Raw genomic sequence first — 14,904 nt, 5'->3', positions numbered from 1 at the left:
GCACCATGGTTGTTGTGAGACCCCAGGTCGTCGCGCATCGGGGCGCCAGTCATGACAACGCCGAGCACACCCTGCGTGCCTACGTCGCCGCGCTCGACGCCGGCGCCGAGGGGCTGGAGTGCGACGTCCGGCTCACCGCCGACGGCCACCTCGTCTGCGTGCACGACCGCGACCTGCGTCGTACGACGAGTACCCGCACGCTGGTCTCCAACACCGAGCTGGCCGAGCTGGACCAGCTGGACTTCCACTCCTGGAAGAACCCCTGGGCCGACCTCGACGACGAGGCGCCCGACCCGGACGAGCAGCTCGACCGGGTGCTGACGCTGCGCACCCTGCTCGAGGTCGTCGCCGACTACGACCGCCGCGTCGAGATCGCGATCGAGACCAAGCACCCGACCCGGTACGGCGGTCTCGTCGAGCGCCGCCTGGTCGACCAGCTCCGGCACCTCGGCTGGGACCGGGCCGGCACTCCGGTCCGCGTCATGAGCTTCTCCTGGACCGCGCTGCAGCGGGTCGAGCGGCTGGCCCCCGAAGTGCCGTTGGTGATGCTGCTCGAGCACTCCCGCAACTGGCCGATGCTGCGACGGATGATCGGCCCGGACTGGCTGGTCGGACCGGGCATCAAGGAGCTGACCGAGCACCCCAAGCTGGGTCCACGGATCATCCGGTCCGGACACGACATGCACGTGTGGACGGTCAACACGCAGAAGCAGCTCGAGCTCTGCCTGGAGCTGGGGGTGAAGGCCGTGATCACCGACCGTCCGGCGTACGTCCTCGACCTGCTTGACACCCGGGAGAGTGCCGGCGGATAAGTTGCCGCCATGGCCAAGAAGTCCCGGAACAAGCCCCGTCCCGCCCAGCTCCCCGGCGAGGTCGGCCCGCGCCAGCCCTGCCCCTGCGGATCGGGCAAGCGCTACAAGGCGTGCCACGGCGCTCCGGGCGGTGCCGCCGGGGTGTACGTCGGCCGGCCGTTCGAGGGGATGGCGTCGGAGTGCGACGTCGTCGCGTTGCGTGAGCTGGTGCCGGCGGCGACAGCGCCGCTGACCCTGAAGTCCGACGCCGACCGGGTCGTGAAGCTCTGCACGCTGCTGCCGATGGCCGCGCCGGCGATGGTGCGCGACAACGGCGAGATCTGGCTCGGTCTCCAGGTGCAGCACAACTTCGGCGACCCGGCACGCGACCTGGGTGCCGTGCTCGAGCTGGCCCTGACCGCCGAGCCCGGCGTCGTCGGCCTGACCGACCCTCCCGGCGAGGGCGCGCGCCTCCAGGACCTGATCGCCGACGAGGCGCTCACCGTCACCGTCCACGACGGCTTCGGCTTCTGGGTGTCCGACGTCCCGGAGGCCGACCGGGCCGCCGCGGAGGCCGCGCTCGAGCAGGCGAACGCCGCCGCGAACCCGACTGCCAAGCTCACCAGCGCCGAGGCGGCGTACTGGACCAACGTCGGCCCGAAGGAGCACCTGCGCTGGGTGATGCCGGAGCCCGAGGACCAGCTGCTGGACGCCCTGGCGCGGCTGCACGCGGCCGGCAGGGACACGCTCGTCGAGGGCTCCCGCTTCGTCGGGATGTTCCGTGCTCACGGGCTGCTCGCCCCGGTCTGGGACCTGCCCGTCGGCACCGGTCCCGAGGCGCTCGAGGAGCCGGCGGAGCGGTTCGCGGCTGACCTCGCGGCAGCGCTCGCCGCCGACTCCGACCTGTCGACCGAGGAGCGTTCGGCCCGGTCCGGACTGGCCAACCGCCAGGTCACCCTGCGCTGAGATCGGCCGATCGGCCCTGATTGTTGTGAATCTCGTCGCCGCGAGCGTGTTGAGGTTTGTCGCGGTGCGGGTACGGGACGTAGTGTCGCGCTGCCCGGTCGTTGTCGCCTCCCCCGTCGGCAGCGGCCGGGTCTTTCACTTTCACGCCTAGTCGACCGGGATCGGCTCCCGCGAGACCGGGCAGCTCATGCACCTCGGGCCACCCCGGCCCGAACCCAGCTCGGAGCCGGCGATCCGCACGACCTCGATGCCGGCCTCCTCGAGACGTGCGTTGGTCTCGTGGTTGCGCTCGTACGCGACGGCGACCCGGGGTGCGATCGCCAGCGTGTTGTTGCCGTCGTCCCACTGCTCTCGCTCGGCGGTGACCGGGTCGAGCCCGGTGTCGATCTGGTGCAGGGTGTCGATCTCCATCGCCTTCGCCGCCGCCACCAGGAACGGCTCGGCGTCGGCCACCGACAGCACCAGCGCGCGCTCGTCGTCGGCGGTGCCCGCGGCCGTGACGGCGTACGCCTGCAGGGAGTCGGCGACGTTGGGATACATCACGATCTTGTCGACATCGACCATCGTGCACACGGTGTCGAGGTGCATGGTCGCGCGTTCCTGGGCGATGGGTACGGCGAGCACGGTGTGCGCGAGGTCGGCGTGGAAGGCCTGGCGGGCGAAACGCTCGACGCCGGCCGGCGTGGTGCGCTCCCCGACGCCGACCGCGATGACGCCCGGCGCCATCAGCAGCACGTCGCCGCCCTCGACGTGCTCGTGGTGCCAGCCGTGGATCTTGCCGGTGCCGCGGAAGCGCGGGTGCTCGGTGTAGATGAGCTCGGTCAGTTGCGTCTCGCGCGAGCGCGCGGGCATGGTGAGTGACGTGACCGCGACCCGGTCGCGGACCCAGACCGAGGAGTCGCGGGTGAACAGCAGGTTGGGCAGCGGGTCGATCAGGAAGTCGTCGGTCGCCAGCAGCGAGGTCACCAGCCCGAACCCGCCGCGCACCTCGTCGTTGCGGATGCCGGCGGTCAGGTAGTCGGTGAGCTCGTCGGGCGACGCGTCACCGAGGAAGCGCGCGAGGTAGTCGCGCAGGGTGTCGCCGAGGTGCAGCCCGGCCAGGGCGGTGGTGATGGCGTGGTGGCGCGCGGACGGTTCGGCAAGCGTCTCGGTGAGGAGGTCGGTCAGGTAGAGCACCTCGGCGCCCCGAGCGCGTAGCGCCTCGGCGAAGGCGTCGTGCTCCTCCTGGGCGCGCGCGACCCATGGGATCCCGTCGAAGAGCAGCCGGTCGTTGTTGCGCGGGGTGAGTCGCTTGAGCTCGTTGCCGGGGCGGTGGAGCAGGACGGTCCGGAGCTTGCCGACCTCGGAGTCGGCTCCGTGCGTTGCCATGCGTACGACTCTAGGTGAGCAGCTCGTACGCCGTGATCGCGGCGAGCAGCAGGCAGACGCCGGCGCCGATGTAGTGCAGGACGTGGAGCTTGACGAAGCGCTGCAGCTGGCGGCCGGCGACCACGGCGAGCCCACTGACCAGGAGCAGCGCCGCGAGGGCACCGATGAAGACGGCGACCGGCTCCTCGTACTTCGCGACCAGCGAGATCGTCAGCAGCTGTGACAGGTCGCCCCACTCGGCCGCGAAGAGCACCAGGAAGCTGGCCAGGATCGCCCGCCAACCGTGCACGGCCTTGGCCTCGATCTCCTCGTCGCCGGCGGCGGCCTCCTGGTGGCTGCGGCCCTCGCGGATCAGGATCACCGCGCCCACCAGGAACATCACCCCGGCCGCAGCCTGCACGACCTCCTCGGGCAGGAACGACACCGCGTGGCCGAGGAGCACCGCCACCGTCGTCTGCACCAGGAAGGCGAGACCGACCCCGATCCACACCAGGATCGGGCGGTACTTCGTGGCGAGCACCAGCGTCGCGAGGAACGTCTTGTCCGGCAGCTCGACGACGAAGATCGCGAAGAAGGTCAGGCCGATGACGACCGGGTCCATCAGAGGACCGTGCCGATAAGGAATTGCCGAGCAAGCGCTGTGGCTTCGGCGAGGACGTCGGCGACGGGACGGTCGAGCACCGCGGCGGCCCCCGCGACGTCGTCGTACTCGGGCTGGGCGTTGACGACAGTCCCGTCGTGGCGGGCGAGCTTCACGCTGATCGTCTGCCCCCCGACATCGACGGACGCGAACTCACGCTCCAGCGCGTGCTTGGTCAGCGGCTGCTCGCGCAGCCCGATGGTCGACGTCTGCTGGAAGATCGCGGTGCGTACGCCGGTGGCGTGCTCGCCGTCGACCAGGGCGCTGAGCGTGTGGGCCGGGCGGCCCTTCTTCATCAGGATCGGCGTCAACCAGGCGTCCGAAGCCCCGGCCTCGAGCAGGGCCGCGATCACCGCCGGCCAGACCCGCGGGTCGAGGTCGTCCACGTTGCACTCCAGCAGCAGCGGCCCGGCCCCGGTGGTGTCGGCGGTTGAGGTGCGAGCGGAGCCAGCCTCGAAACCACCACCCACGAACAACCGCACGACGTTGGCGTGCCCGTCCGGGTCCCGCCCACCCGCTCCGACCCCGATCTCCTCGACGCTCATCGCGGGCTGCGGCCCCCAGCCGGTGGCGAGCGTGGTCAGCAGCGCTGCTCCTGTCGGCGTGCACAGCTCCATCGGCACGTCGCCGGCGTACGACGGGACGCCGCGCAGGAGCTCGGCGACGGCGGGCGGCGGGACCGGGAGGGTGCCGTGGGCTGCCTGGATGGTGCCGGAGCCGACGGCGACGGGCGAGACCGTGACACTCGTGGCGCCCAAGTGGGCGAAGCCGGCGCACACCCCGACGACGTCGGCGATCGCGTCCAGCGCGCCGACCTCGTGGAAGTGCACCTCGTCGGGGGTGGTGCCGTGGACGGTGGCCTCGGCGACGGCGAGCCGCTGGAAGACGGCGACGGCCAGGTCGGCATCGCCGAGCAGTGCCCGCACGTCGCGCCAGGTCCGGTGGTGGTGGGACTCGGCGACGTCCACGTGGACGCGGGTGGCGGCCAGCCCGCCACGGCGCACCGCCTCGACGCGCAGCGCGATGGGCTCCGGCGCGACGGCGTCGATCGCGGACTGCATCACCTCGACGGGGACGCCGGCGCCGACCAGGGCACCGAGCAGCATGTCGCCGCTGGCGCCGGAGGAGGCGTCCACCCAGAGGACGCTCACCGAGGCACGCTCTGGCGGGCGACCCGGGCGGCGTGCACGCCGGCGCCGTACCCGTTGTCGATGTTGACGACCGTGACGCCCGGCGCGCACGAGTTGAGCATCGCCAGCAGGGCAGCGATGCCGCCGAGGGAGGCGCCGTACCCGACGCTCGTGGGCACGGCCACGATCGGTACGCCGGTGAGCCCGCCGACGACGGAGGGCAGCGCCCCCTCCATCCCCGCGACGACGATCAGGCAGTCGGCGGCGGCCAGCCGGTCGCGTACGCCGAGCAGCCGGTGCAGGCCCGCGACGCCGACGTCGTCGATGCGGTCGACGGCGGCACCGTGGACGGCGACGGTGAGTGCGGCCTCGGCAGCGACCGGAGCGTCGGAGGTGCCGGCGCTGACGACGGCGACGGTGCCGCGTGCGGTCGGGAGCGGGCCGAGGGTGACGGCGCGAGCGACCAGGTCGACGGTGGCGTCCGGCAGGGCCGCACCGACGATGTCGAGGGCCTCGGGCGCCAGGCGGGTGGCGAGCACCGCGCGCTCGGGATGCTTGTCGTGGAGAGCCCGGAGGATCGCCACGACCTGGTCGGGGGTCTTGCCGGCGCCGTACACGACCTCGGGGTCGCCGGTGCGCGCCGCGCGGTCGACGTCGACGCGGGCGAAGCCGAGGTCGGCGATCCGGGGGTCGTGCTGGTCCACGGGGTGAACCTACTCGTTCACCCGAGAGGCGTTGTCACTGTCGGTGGTCGGGTGTTGTCTGGCAGGTGAGGTCGACCGAGCGCACGAGGGAGCAACGACATGCCGAAGTTCGAGTCCTACGTCCAGGGCACACCCAACTACGTCGAGCTGATCACGCCCGACCAGGCCGCCGCCAAGACCTTCTACGGATCCCTCTTCGGATGGGAGATCGCGGAGGTCCCCATGGGTGACGCCGGCTACTACCTGACCGTCGCCAAGGACGGCTCGTCCGTCGCCGGCATCGGCGCGATGATGCCGGACCTCGCCGGCCACCCTGCGTGGTGGGGCGTCTACCTCGCCGTCGACGACGTGGATGCGGTCACCGCGAAGGTCGTCGATCTCGGTGGCGAGGTGGAGGCCGGGCCGTTCGACGTGATGGAGCACGGCCGGATGTCGTCGATCAAGGACCCGAGTGGAGCCCGGGTGAACCTCTGGCAGGCGAAGAACCACGTCGGCACGCAGGTGGCCAACGAGCCCGGCACTCCGATCTGGAACGAGCTGATCACTCCGGACCTGGCGGTCGCGAAGGCGTTCTACACCGACCTGCTCGGCGTCGGGTGGGAGGCGCAGCCGATGGACGGCGGCATGGAGTACACCTGCCTGGTCGTGGCCGGCAACCAGGTCGGCGGGGCGATGCCGCCGATGATGGAGGACGTCCCGCCGCACTGGAACGTCTACTTCAACGTCGAGTCGGTCGACGACACGATCGCGCGCGTCGTCGAGCTGGGCGGCAGCGTCGTGGCTCCGGCCTTCGACGTCCCCGGCGTCGGCCGGATGGCGGTCCTGGCCGACCCGCAGGGCGCGATGTTCAACCTGATGGCCACCTGATGGCCGGCCCGGCGACCGCTCAGCCTCGGAAGGCGTCGGCCGGGTAGACCCCGAGGATCTTGACGTCCGTGGTGAAGAACGCGAGCTCCTCGAGCGCGTGCTTGAGTCCGGTGTCCTCGGGGTGGCCGTCGACCTCGGCGAGGAACTGGGTCGCGGTGAACTCCCCGCCGACCATGTAGCTCTCCAGCTTGGTCATGTTGACGCCGTTCGTGGCGAAGCCGCCGAGCGCCTTGTAGAGCGCGGACGGCAGGTTGCGCACGTTGAAGATGAAGCTGGTGACGACCGGACCGTTGCCGGGGGCCGCCTCGACCAGCTCGCGCGAGAGCACCACGAACCGGGTCGTGTTGTGGTCCTCGTCCTCGACGTCGTCGGCCAGGATCTCCAGCCCGTAGATCTCGGCCGCGAGCGGCGGGCTGATCGCGGCCTGGGTCGGGTCGCCGAGCTCGGCGATCTCGCGGGCCGCACCAGCGGTGTCGCCGGAGATCACCGGGGTGAAGCCGTACCGTCGGATCACCTTGCGGCACTGGCCGAGCGCGTGGACGTGGCTGTGCACGGTGCGGATGTCGCCGATCGCGGTGCCGGGGATCGCCATCAGGGAGAACCGGATCCGCAGGAAGTGCTCGGCGATGATGTGCAGCCCCGAGTCGGGCAGGAAGTGGTGGATGTCGGCCACTCGGCCGGCGATCGAGTTGTCGATCGGGATCATCGCGAGGTCCGCGTCGCCTCCCTCGACCGCCGCGAAGACGTCCTCGAACGATGCGCACGCCAGCGCCTCCCAGTCGGGGTAGTGCTGCTTGCACACCAGGTGGGAGTTGGCGCCGGGTTCGCCCTGGTAGGCGATGCGTCGGGTCACGTCCGTCATGGTCCCACGGCCGTCTCGGCGTGGGCGGCGGCTGCCCAGACTTCGGCGACCTAGTGTCGCGCGCACGACATCCTTGGACGGTTCGACGCCGCCATGGCACGCCCCTCGCTGCGTTGGCAGCACTCGGAAGACACCCGGTATGCCGTCGTGCCGCCGCCTTGCGAGGCACGCACCCTGACGACGCCGACCATCCAACTACTTCGCACCCGCGCCACTAGGCTCAGGACGTGGAGATCCTGGCCGTGCTCGCGCTCGTCGTCGCCCTGCTCGCTCTCGCGTTGGCGGTGGTCGCGTGGCGCCGTACGACGGTCCGCACCGGCACCGGGGTCGAGGCGGTGCCCGAGGACGTGCACGGGCTGCGCCAGGAGGTCGCGGCGCTGCGCCGCGAGGGCACGGACGCGCTGCGTCACCTGGCGGTGGTGCGGTACGACGCGTTCGGCGACATGGGCGGTCACCTCTCGTGGTCGGTCGCGCTGCTCGACGACGGCGGCCACGGCGTCGTCCTGACGTCGATCCACGGCCGCAGCGACGCGCGCACGTACGCCAAGACCATCACCGGCTGGACCTGCGAGCAGCAGCTCTCGCCGGAGGAGCTCGAGGCGATCGAGCACGCCCGCCCGTGAGCAAACCGGCTAAACCCAGCAAGACACCTCCGCTGCTGCGCGTGCGCGGGCTGACCAAGAAGTTCGGCGACATCGAGGTCCTCTCCGGTGTCGACCTCACGGTGACGGCCGGCAGGGCGCTGGCGCTGCGTGGCCGCAACGGCGCCGGCAAGTCCACGCTGCTGCGTTGCGTCACGGGCGTCGACGCACCGACCGCGGGCTCGGTGGAGCTGGACGGTGAGCCGGTCGACGAGCGGTCGGTCGCCGTACGCCGCGACCTCGCGATCGTCCTGGACGACATGGACTTCTTCCCCGACCTCAGCGTCATCGAGCACCTCGACCTCTTCGCCCGGGCCCACGGTGTCCCCGACGCCGAGGCGCTGGTCGACGCCGTGGTCGAGGAGGTGCGGCTGACCGCTCAGGCAGCCCAGCTGCCCGGCACCCTGTCGTCGGGGCAGAAGCGCCGGCTCGCGCTGGCGAGCGCGTTCGTGCGCCCGCGCCGGCTGCTGGTGCTGGACGAGCCCGAGGCCCGGCTGGACCAGGCCGGTCTGGAGTGGCTGACCGAGCGGCTCCTGAAGGAGAAGGCCGACGGCCTCGGGATCCTCCTGGCGAGCCACGACCCCGACCTCGTGAAGGCGGTCGCCGATCGGGTCCTCGACCTCGACGAGCTCTCCCCGTGAGTGCCTCGGCCGCCGAGGTCAGAGCGCTCCGCTCCCAGATCCGCACCTGGCGTCGGGGCCGGGTCGACACCAGCCTGATGGAGGCGCTGAGCGACGCGTACGTCGTGGTCTTCTCCGCGCTCGTCCTGGGTGCGATGGCGGTCAACGTCATCCTCAACGTCCACGTCATCACCTCCGGCGGCTGCTCGTCGGTCTCCTGCCTCGACGCTCGTGACGCCCTCGGGTGGCTCTTCGGGCTGGGCGCGATCACCGTCGTGCTCGCCACCGCCCGGCTGCTCGGGCCGATGCTCGTGACGCCGGCGGTCGGCACCTGGCTGCTCACCGCTCCGCTCGACCGTACGGCGCTGGTGCGCGGCCGCCTCCTCGGTACGTCGGTCGTCGCGGCCCTCGTCGGGGCCGCCCTGGCCGCGACCGGCGCGGCGCTGAGCGCGTACCCCGTCGACGTGATCGGCTGGCTGACCCTGTTGGCCGGATCGGTCTGCGTCCTCCTGGTCGCGATCGCGACGGTCGACCAGGCCCGAGGCGGGCCGGTCGTGCGCCTGCTCGTCTGGTCGCTCGGCGTCGTGCTGTGGCTGGGCCTGGTGCTGGTCGCGCGCGACGACGTCCCCGCCCTGCTGCGGGTGCCGGCAGTCGCGCCCCTTCGAGTCGGGGTGGTGGTCACCGCCGTCGCGGGCGTCGTGCTGCTCGTCCTGGCCTATCGCAGCCTGCACCTGATCCGCCGCGAGCGGCTGGTGTCCGGCGGCAACCTCCTGCCCGGCATCTCGGGCGCGCTGGCCAGCCTCGACCTCACGCTCTTCTACGACATCCTGGTCGCGCGGCACTGGCGTGCCCGGAGCTCGGTGCGGGTGGTCCGGGGCAGGGGCAGCGGCGCCGGTGCCCTGGTCTGGCGCGAGGTGGTGCGCCTGCGGCGTACGCCCCAGGTGCTGATCGGCCTGGCCGCCGCGCTGGTCCTGCCCTACCTCGCCACGGCGCTCGGCCTGGGCCACGTCATGGTCGTCGCCGTGACGTTGACCGGCTTCGGGGCGGGCGTCGGGCTCTTCACCTCGCTCCGCGTGCTGAGCCGCACGGCGAGCCTGCTGCGCTGCTTCCCGCTCCCGGCCTCGACGGTGAGGCTGGCCTGTCTCGGCGTGCCGTGCCTGGCCCTCCTCCTATGGTCGCTCGCCACCACCCCGGCCGTGCACGGCGCCGTCGGCGGATCCTGGGCCTCGTGCGTGGCGGTCGCGCTCGCCTGCGGCGCCGCGTCGGCGACCGCGGCGGTCCGCTGGATGACCAGCCATCCGCCGGACTACCGACTGCCGCTGATCACGTCGCCGATGGGCGCTGTCCCGACCTCGCTGTACGTCAGCGTGCTGCGCGGCTTCGACGTACTCCTCCTCGGCACGGTGCCGCTGCTGATCTCCCCGACCCCGACCGGGGCGGCCTGGACAGCCGGACTGATGGCCGCCGTACTCGCGTTCCTGGTCTCCCGACCTTAAGGAGCGGTGACGAACCGCTGCAGCAGGAGGACCAGGCGTCGCGCCTGCTCGGCGTCGAGCGCCCCGAGGCGCCCGGCGACGGTCTCGTCGGCGATCCGGGCCGCCTCCGCCAGCACGTCGCCCGCCTCCGGGAGCAGGTGCAGGACCTGGGTGCGCCGGTCGGTCTCGAGGCGGCGGCGCTCGACCAGCCCGCGGGCCTCCAGATCGTCGATCATCTGGACCACGCTGGCTCCGCTCACGCCGAGCTGCCGGCCGAGCTCGGCCTGGGCGACCGGACCGAGCGCGGTGACGGTGGTCAGCACCCCGAAGTGGCGCGGCTCGATCCGTAGCGGCTCGAGAGCACCCGCGAACGCCCGGTGCATCCGGGCGTGGGCCCGGGTGATGAGGAAGCCCAGGCTCTCCAGCAACGGCTCGGGGGTCTCGGGGGAGAGCTCGCCCTCGATGACGCCGAGCAGCAGCCGGCGCAGCTCCTCGCGCTCGGCCTCGGAGAAGCCGGCGGTCAGCGCGTCCTCGAGGTCCTCGGCGTGCCGGCGCCAGCGCCGGGCTGCCGCGGCCCCGTGCGGCGTGCGGGTCAGGGCGTAGGAGCGTCGGTCGTCAGGGTTGCGCACGCGCTCGACAAGGCCCTGCTCGGTCAGGGCGGCGGCGACCTTGACCATCGTCGTACGACTCACGTCGATCCTCTCGGCGATCGCCTGCTGGGAGCGGGTGGTGCCACCGGCAAGGGAGAGCAGGGCGGCGTACGCGTGTATGTCGACGCCGGGCGGCAGCGTGGCGCCGAGCTCGACCGTGACCCGGGCGGCGGCCCGCCACAGGAGGTGTCCGGGGGCGTCGGCGAGAGCCGGCAGCAGCTCCCTGCTGACGGAGGCCTCGGGCAGACCCATGTGATCCAACTCCTGATCGTTAGCCACTTGACGATTCTGCGAAGAAGCGTATCGTACTGGGGGTAATCGTTAAGTAGTTGATCGTTTAGCCCCGGACGATTGCGGATGAAGATGGAGACGACATGACCGTGCAGGCAGAGACCCGGATACCCGAGACCGGCCGGTGGTGGACCCTCGTCGCGGTGTGCACGGGCGTGTTCATGCTCCTGCTCGACGTGACGATCGTGAACGTCGCGCTCCCCGACATCCAGCGTCAGTTCGACGCCTCGCTGTCGGGCCTCCAGTGGGTGATCGACGCGTACGCGCTCAGCCTCGCCGCGCTCCTGCTCACCGCGGGCTCGCTGGCCGACATCTACGGACGCCGCAAGGTCTTCGTGATCGGTACGGCGCTCTTCACGCTCGGCTCACTGCTCTGCGGCCTCGCACCCAGCATCGAGTTCCTCGCGATCGCCCGCGCCGGCCAGGGCATCGGCGGCGCGGCGATGTTCGCGACGTCGCTGGCGATCCTCGGCACGACGTACACCGGGAAGGACCGCGGCGTCGCCTTCGGCGCGTTCGGCGCGACCACCGGTGTCGCCGTGGCGATCGGCCCCGTGCTCGGCGGCATCCTGACCAGTGGCCTGTCCTGGCGCTGGATCTTCTTCGTCAACCTGCCGATCTGCCTGGTCGCGATGTTCATCTCCATGACCAGGGTCGAGGAGTCGCGCAACCCGTACGCCGGCCGTCCGGACTGGATCGGCTTCGTCACCTTCAGCTCGGCCCTCGGACTCCTCGTCTACGGCCTCATCGAGGCCGGCAAGGACGGCTGGGGGCACAGCACGGTCGTGACCAGCCTGGTCGCCGCCGCCGTGCTGATGGCCGCCTTCGTGGTCAGCCAGCTGCGGCAGCAGGACCCGATGTTCGACCTCGCGCTGCTCAGGAAGCCCACCTTCACAGCCGGCCTGCTCGCGGCGTTCGGGGTCTCGGCGTCGATCTTCTCGCTGCTGACCTACATCGTGATCTACCTCCAGAACGTCCTCGGGTACTCCGCGGTCGAGACCGGACTGCGGCTCCTCTTCCTGTCGGCAGCTGCCTTCCTCGCCTCGGCCATCACCGGCCGGTTCATGGACCACGTGCCGACCCGGTGGCTCATCGGCCCGGGCTTCCTGGTGCTCGGGGTCGGTCTCCTGCTCGTGATCGGCATCGACACCGGCTCGAGCTGGACGCACCTCATCCCCGGCCTGATCGTCTCCGGCATCGGCGTCGGGATGATCAACCCGCCGTTGGTCTCCACGGCTGTCGGCGTCGTCGCCCCGGCCCGGGCCGGCATGGCGTCCGGCGTGAACTCGACCTTCCGGCAGGTCGGCATCGCCACCGGCATCGCGGCTCTCGGCTCGATCTTCAGCCACCAGGTCGCGGCCGACCTCCAGGACAAGCTGGCGGGTACGCCGGCCGCGGGCCAGTCGGGCCGGATCGCGGAGGCCGTCACGGGTGGACAGGTCGCCGCCGTCATCGAGCAGGCGCCGGCCGGCGTACGCCCCACGCTCGCGGACGCCGCGACGTCGAGCTTCGTCGAGGCGCTCAACCACATCGGCCTGATCGCGGCGGTGCTGGCGTTCGCCGTCGGTGCCCTGTGCCTGGTCCTGATCCGGCAGCAGGACTTCGTCCAGCACGGCGCACCGTCTGGCACCACGGTGGAAGAGCCGGAAGAAGTCGTCACAGGGGCCTGACCGGCGCCCTATAGTCCCGCCATGAACCCGATGCGGTGGATGGCGATCAAGCTGGGCGCCCAGCCCTGGCTGCCGCGCTACTCGAAGCTGATCGTCGCCAGCGACAAGTTCCTGCAGCGTCTCAGTCGAGGGCGGGTCACCATCATGATGGCGACCGGCCTGCACGAGCTGGTGCTGCAGGTGCCGGGCCGCAAGACCGGCATCCTCCGCTCGACCCCGCTCCTGACCGTCCCGCACGGCGACGGCTGGCTGATCGTCGGCTCCAACTGGGGCGCGGAGGACCCGCCCGCCTGGGCCGGCAACCTGCGCGCCGCCGAAGAGCCGACGGTCACCTTCAAGGGCCGCACGGTCGCCGTCGACGCCCGCGAGCTCGCCGGGCCCGAGCGCGACGAGAAGTGGGCGATCGCCGTCGCCGGCTGGCCCAACTACGGCAAGTACGCCGAGCGCACCGAGCGCGAGCTGCCGCTCTTCTGGCTGACGCCGCGCTGACGGTCAGCCCCGACTCTTCCCTCACCGGGTCTCGACACGCCGGTCGCGGCTTCGTTCCTCAGCCGCGCGGCTTGCTCGACCACCATCAGCGGATCCGCTGACGCGTCTCCGCTACCTCGGCACCCGCACCAGCAGCCGCCCGTGCACGCACTCCATCCGCAGCTCCTTGCCGGGGCCGATGGAGTCACCGTCGAGCTGGCGGGGGGTGTCGGAGGACGTGCGGATCACGACGGAGCGCCCGGTCATCCGGTTGACCAGCTCGTCGGTGCGCGGCCGGCGGGCGAGGACCCGGTAGGCGAGCGGGATCCAGGAGAGGAACTTGCGCGGGTGCAGCATCACGATGTCGAGCACGCCGTCGTCGATGGCGGCGTCCGGCAGGAGCGGCATCCCGGCCTGCAGGAACCCGACGTTGCCGACAACGATGGTGCGGGCACGGTGCTTGGTGTACTCGCCACCGTCGACGGCGACCTCGACCCGGACGGCCGGGAACATCAGTGACTTCAGGGCCGACAGCACGTAGGCCAGCCAGCCGACCCGCTTCTTGATGTCCTCGTTGACGCCCTCCATGATCGCGGCGTCGAAGCCCATCCCCGCCATCACCATGAAGTGCGTGTCGTCGAACCCGTCGCCCGAGACCTCGACCAGGTCGATCGCGCGGTCCTGGCCGGTGAGGGCGACGTCGATCGCCGCGCGCAGGTAGAGCGGGATGTCGAGATTGCGGGCCAGCAGGTTGCCGGTGCCGGCCGGGATGATCCCGACCGGGATCCCGGTGCCGGCGAGCTCGGCGCAGACCTCACGGACCGTGCCGTCGCCACCACAGACCAGCACCAGGTCGGCACCCCCGACCGACGCGGCCGCAGCCATGCCGGTGCCCGGGTCCTCGATGGTCGTGTAGTGCCACGACGGGGTCGACCACCCGGTCTCGGCCGCCATCGCGGTCACGATCGCCTTGAACTGGTCGATGTCCTCGACCTTGATCGGGTTCAGCACCACCGCGAGCTGCCGCTCGGAGACGAAGACCTCCGGCAGCGGTTCGACGCTCGCCGAGTGGCTGCGCGGCAGCGGGTTGTAGACCCCGATCCCGAGCAGCAGCACGCCCGTCCCCAGCAGCACGCCGCCGACGACGTCGGACGGGTAGTGACGACCGAGCAGCACCCGGTCGAGGCAGACGACGACGACCATCAGTACGACGCCGACGTACGCCAGTCGGCGCACGCTCTTGCGGCGCACCAGCATCGAGACCAGCACGATCACGATGCCGCCCAGGGCGGTGGCCGCCGAGGCATGACCGGAGGGGAAGGCGTTGGTGCTCAGCAGCGCGTCGGGGTTCTGCCACGACGGCCGGTCCCGGCCGACCATGAGCTTGATCGCCGTCGTCGCGAGGGGGGTCACGATCATCACGCCGGCGGTGAAGAACGCCGCCCGGTGGTAGCGGCGCAGCAGCACCGCGACCAGCACGATCGTGTAGGCCGTCATCGCGATGGTGCCGAAGGCGATCTCGACGACCCGCAGCACGTCGTGCAGCCACGAGACGTCGGTCGCCCACTCCCGCGACGACTCGCCGCGGTTGTCGACGTCCACCAGCCACGAGGCGTCGTTGACGACGGCGAGGGCGAGCAGGCCGAGGAGCGCGAAGCACAGCGCGGCCCAGCTCAGGACGATGGCGCGGGGTCGGTCGAGCACGCCCCGAGTATGCCGTCCTCGGCCGAGGAGATCTCCCGCGCGCCTCCGGGGGAGACC

General features: G+C 71.5%; 15 protein-coding genes. 8 read left to right on the top strand and 7 right to left on the bottom strand.

Annotated features, from left to right (window positions below):
• The first annotated feature begins 5 nt into the window (after window positions 1-5).
• A complete protein-coding gene (locus ABEA33_RS17340; protein WP_345528141.1) occupies window positions 6-812 on the top strand; it encodes a glycerophosphodiester phosphodiesterase in 807 nt (268 codons plus the stop codon).
• 9 nt (window positions 813-821) lie between these two features.
• Complete coding sequence (locus ABEA33_RS17335; RefSeq protein ID WP_345528140.1) at window positions 822-1,757, top strand: DUF5926 family protein; 936 nt, start codon at window positions 822-824, stop codon at window positions 1,755-1,757.
• 147 nt (window positions 1,758-1,904) lie between these two features.
• On the opposite strand, the gene ABEA33_RS17330 is transcribed toward ABEA33_RS17335, so the two are convergent.
• Genes ABEA33_RS17330 through larB form a run of 4 tightly spaced genes read right to left on the bottom strand, consistent with a single transcriptional unit; the run spans window position 1,905 to window position 5,599 of the window.
• Window positions 1,905-3,125, bottom strand: a complete 1,221-nt coding sequence (locus ABEA33_RS17330; RefSeq protein ID WP_345528139.1) for an arginine deiminase — start codon at window positions 3,123-3,125, stop codon at window positions 1,905-1,907.
• 10 nt (window positions 3,126-3,135) lie between these two features.
• Window positions 3,136-3,726, bottom strand: a complete 591-nt coding sequence (locus tag ABEA33_RS17325; RefSeq protein ID WP_345528138.1) for a TMEM165/GDT1 family protein — start codon at window positions 3,724-3,726, stop codon at window positions 3,136-3,138.
• The gene (larC, locus tag ABEA33_RS17320) at window positions 3,726-4,916 is read right to left on the bottom strand and encodes a nickel pincer cofactor biosynthesis protein LarC (RefSeq protein WP_345528137.1); all 1,191 of its coding nucleotides are present in this window, start codon (window positions 4,914-4,916) and stop codon (window positions 3,726-3,728) included. The genes ABEA33_RS17325 and larC overlap by 1 nt, the downstream gene beginning before the upstream one ends.
• Window positions 4,913-5,599, bottom strand: a complete 687-nt coding sequence (gene larB, locus ABEA33_RS17315) for a nickel pincer cofactor biosynthesis protein LarB (protein ID WP_345528136.1) — start codon at window positions 5,597-5,599, stop codon at window positions 4,913-4,915. The genes larC and larB overlap by 4 nt, the downstream gene beginning before the upstream one ends.
• A 99-nt stretch (window positions 5,600-5,698) precedes the next feature.
• Here larB and ABEA33_RS17310 point away from each other — a divergent pair, with 99 nt between their 5' ends.
• Window positions 5,699-6,466 (top strand): VOC family protein, encoded by a 768-nt coding sequence (locus ABEA33_RS17310; protein ID WP_345528135.1) that lies wholly within the window; start codon window positions 5,699-5,701, stop codon window positions 6,464-6,466.
• Window positions 6,467-6,485: 19 nt separating this feature from the next.
• Here ABEA33_RS17310 and ABEA33_RS17305 read toward each other — a convergent pair whose 3' ends face one another.
• Window positions 6,486-7,319, bottom strand: a complete 834-nt coding sequence (locus tag ABEA33_RS17305) for a prephenate dehydratase (protein ID WP_425577445.1) — start codon at window positions 7,317-7,319, stop codon at window positions 6,486-6,488.
• Between the two features lie 236 nt (window positions 7,320-7,555).
• On the opposite strand from ABEA33_RS17305, the gene ABEA33_RS17300 reads away from it, so the two are divergent.
• From ABEA33_RS17300 to ABEA33_RS17290, 3 genes are read left to right on the top strand one after another with little or no spacing between them, the layout of a single operon-like run.
• On the top strand, window positions 7,556-7,951 hold the full coding sequence (locus tag ABEA33_RS17300; protein WP_345528133.1) for a DUF4446 family protein: 396 nt from the start codon (window positions 7,556-7,558) through the stop codon (window positions 7,949-7,951).
• Window positions 7,948-8,610 (top strand): ABC transporter ATP-binding protein, encoded by a 663-nt coding sequence (locus ABEA33_RS17295; RefSeq protein ID WP_345528132.1) that lies wholly within the window; start codon window positions 7,948-7,950, stop codon window positions 8,608-8,610. Before ABEA33_RS17300 ends, ABEA33_RS17295 begins: the two co-directional genes overlap by 4 nt.
• On the top strand, window positions 8,607-10,085 hold the full coding sequence (locus ABEA33_RS17290) for a DUF6297 family protein (RefSeq protein WP_345528131.1): 1,479 nt from the start codon (window positions 8,607-8,609) through the stop codon (window positions 10,083-10,085). The genes ABEA33_RS17295 and ABEA33_RS17290 overlap by 4 nt, the downstream gene beginning before the upstream one ends.
• Here ABEA33_RS17290 and ABEA33_RS17285 read toward each other — a convergent pair.
• Complete coding sequence (locus ABEA33_RS17285) at window positions 10,082-10,993, bottom strand: MarR family winged helix-turn-helix transcriptional regulator (protein WP_345528130.1); 912 nt, start codon at window positions 10,991-10,993, stop codon at window positions 10,082-10,084. The two genes, ABEA33_RS17290 and ABEA33_RS17285, sit on opposite strands and share 4 nt — an antisense overlap.
• A gap of 95 nt (window positions 10,994-11,088) precedes the next feature.
• Here ABEA33_RS17285 and ABEA33_RS17280 point away from each other — a divergent pair, with 95 nt between their 5' ends.
• Window positions 11,089-12,675 carry an MFS transporter gene (locus ABEA33_RS17280; RefSeq protein WP_345528129.1) on the top strand — a complete coding sequence of 529 codons (1,587 nt, stop codon included), beginning with the start codon at window positions 11,089-11,091 and terminating at the stop codon, window positions 12,673-12,675.
• A 21-nt stretch (window positions 12,676-12,696) separates the two neighbouring features.
• Window positions 12,697-13,164, top strand: a complete 468-nt coding sequence (locus ABEA33_RS17275) for a nitroreductase family deazaflavin-dependent oxidoreductase (protein WP_345528128.1) — start codon at window positions 12,697-12,699, stop codon at window positions 13,162-13,164.
• 111 nt (window positions 13,165-13,275) lie between these two features.
• Here ABEA33_RS17275 and ABEA33_RS17270 read toward each other — a convergent pair whose 3' ends face one another.
• Window positions 13,276-14,847 carry a bifunctional phosphatase PAP2/diacylglycerol kinase family protein gene (locus ABEA33_RS17270; protein WP_345528127.1) on the bottom strand — a complete coding sequence of 524 codons (1,572 nt, stop codon included), beginning with the start codon at window positions 14,845-14,847 and terminating at the stop codon, window positions 13,276-13,278.
• Window positions 14,848-14,904: the final 57 nt, after the last annotated feature.

The sequence above is a fragment of the Nocardioides endophyticus genome (assembly GCF_039543845.1).
Classification (GTDB): domain Bacteria; phylum Actinomycetota; class Actinomycetes; order Propionibacteriales; family Nocardioidaceae; genus Nocardioides; species Nocardioides endophyticus.
The sequence above is the reverse complement of the archived record's forward strand: the minus strand, read 5'-3'. Positions and strand labels throughout refer to the sequence as shown.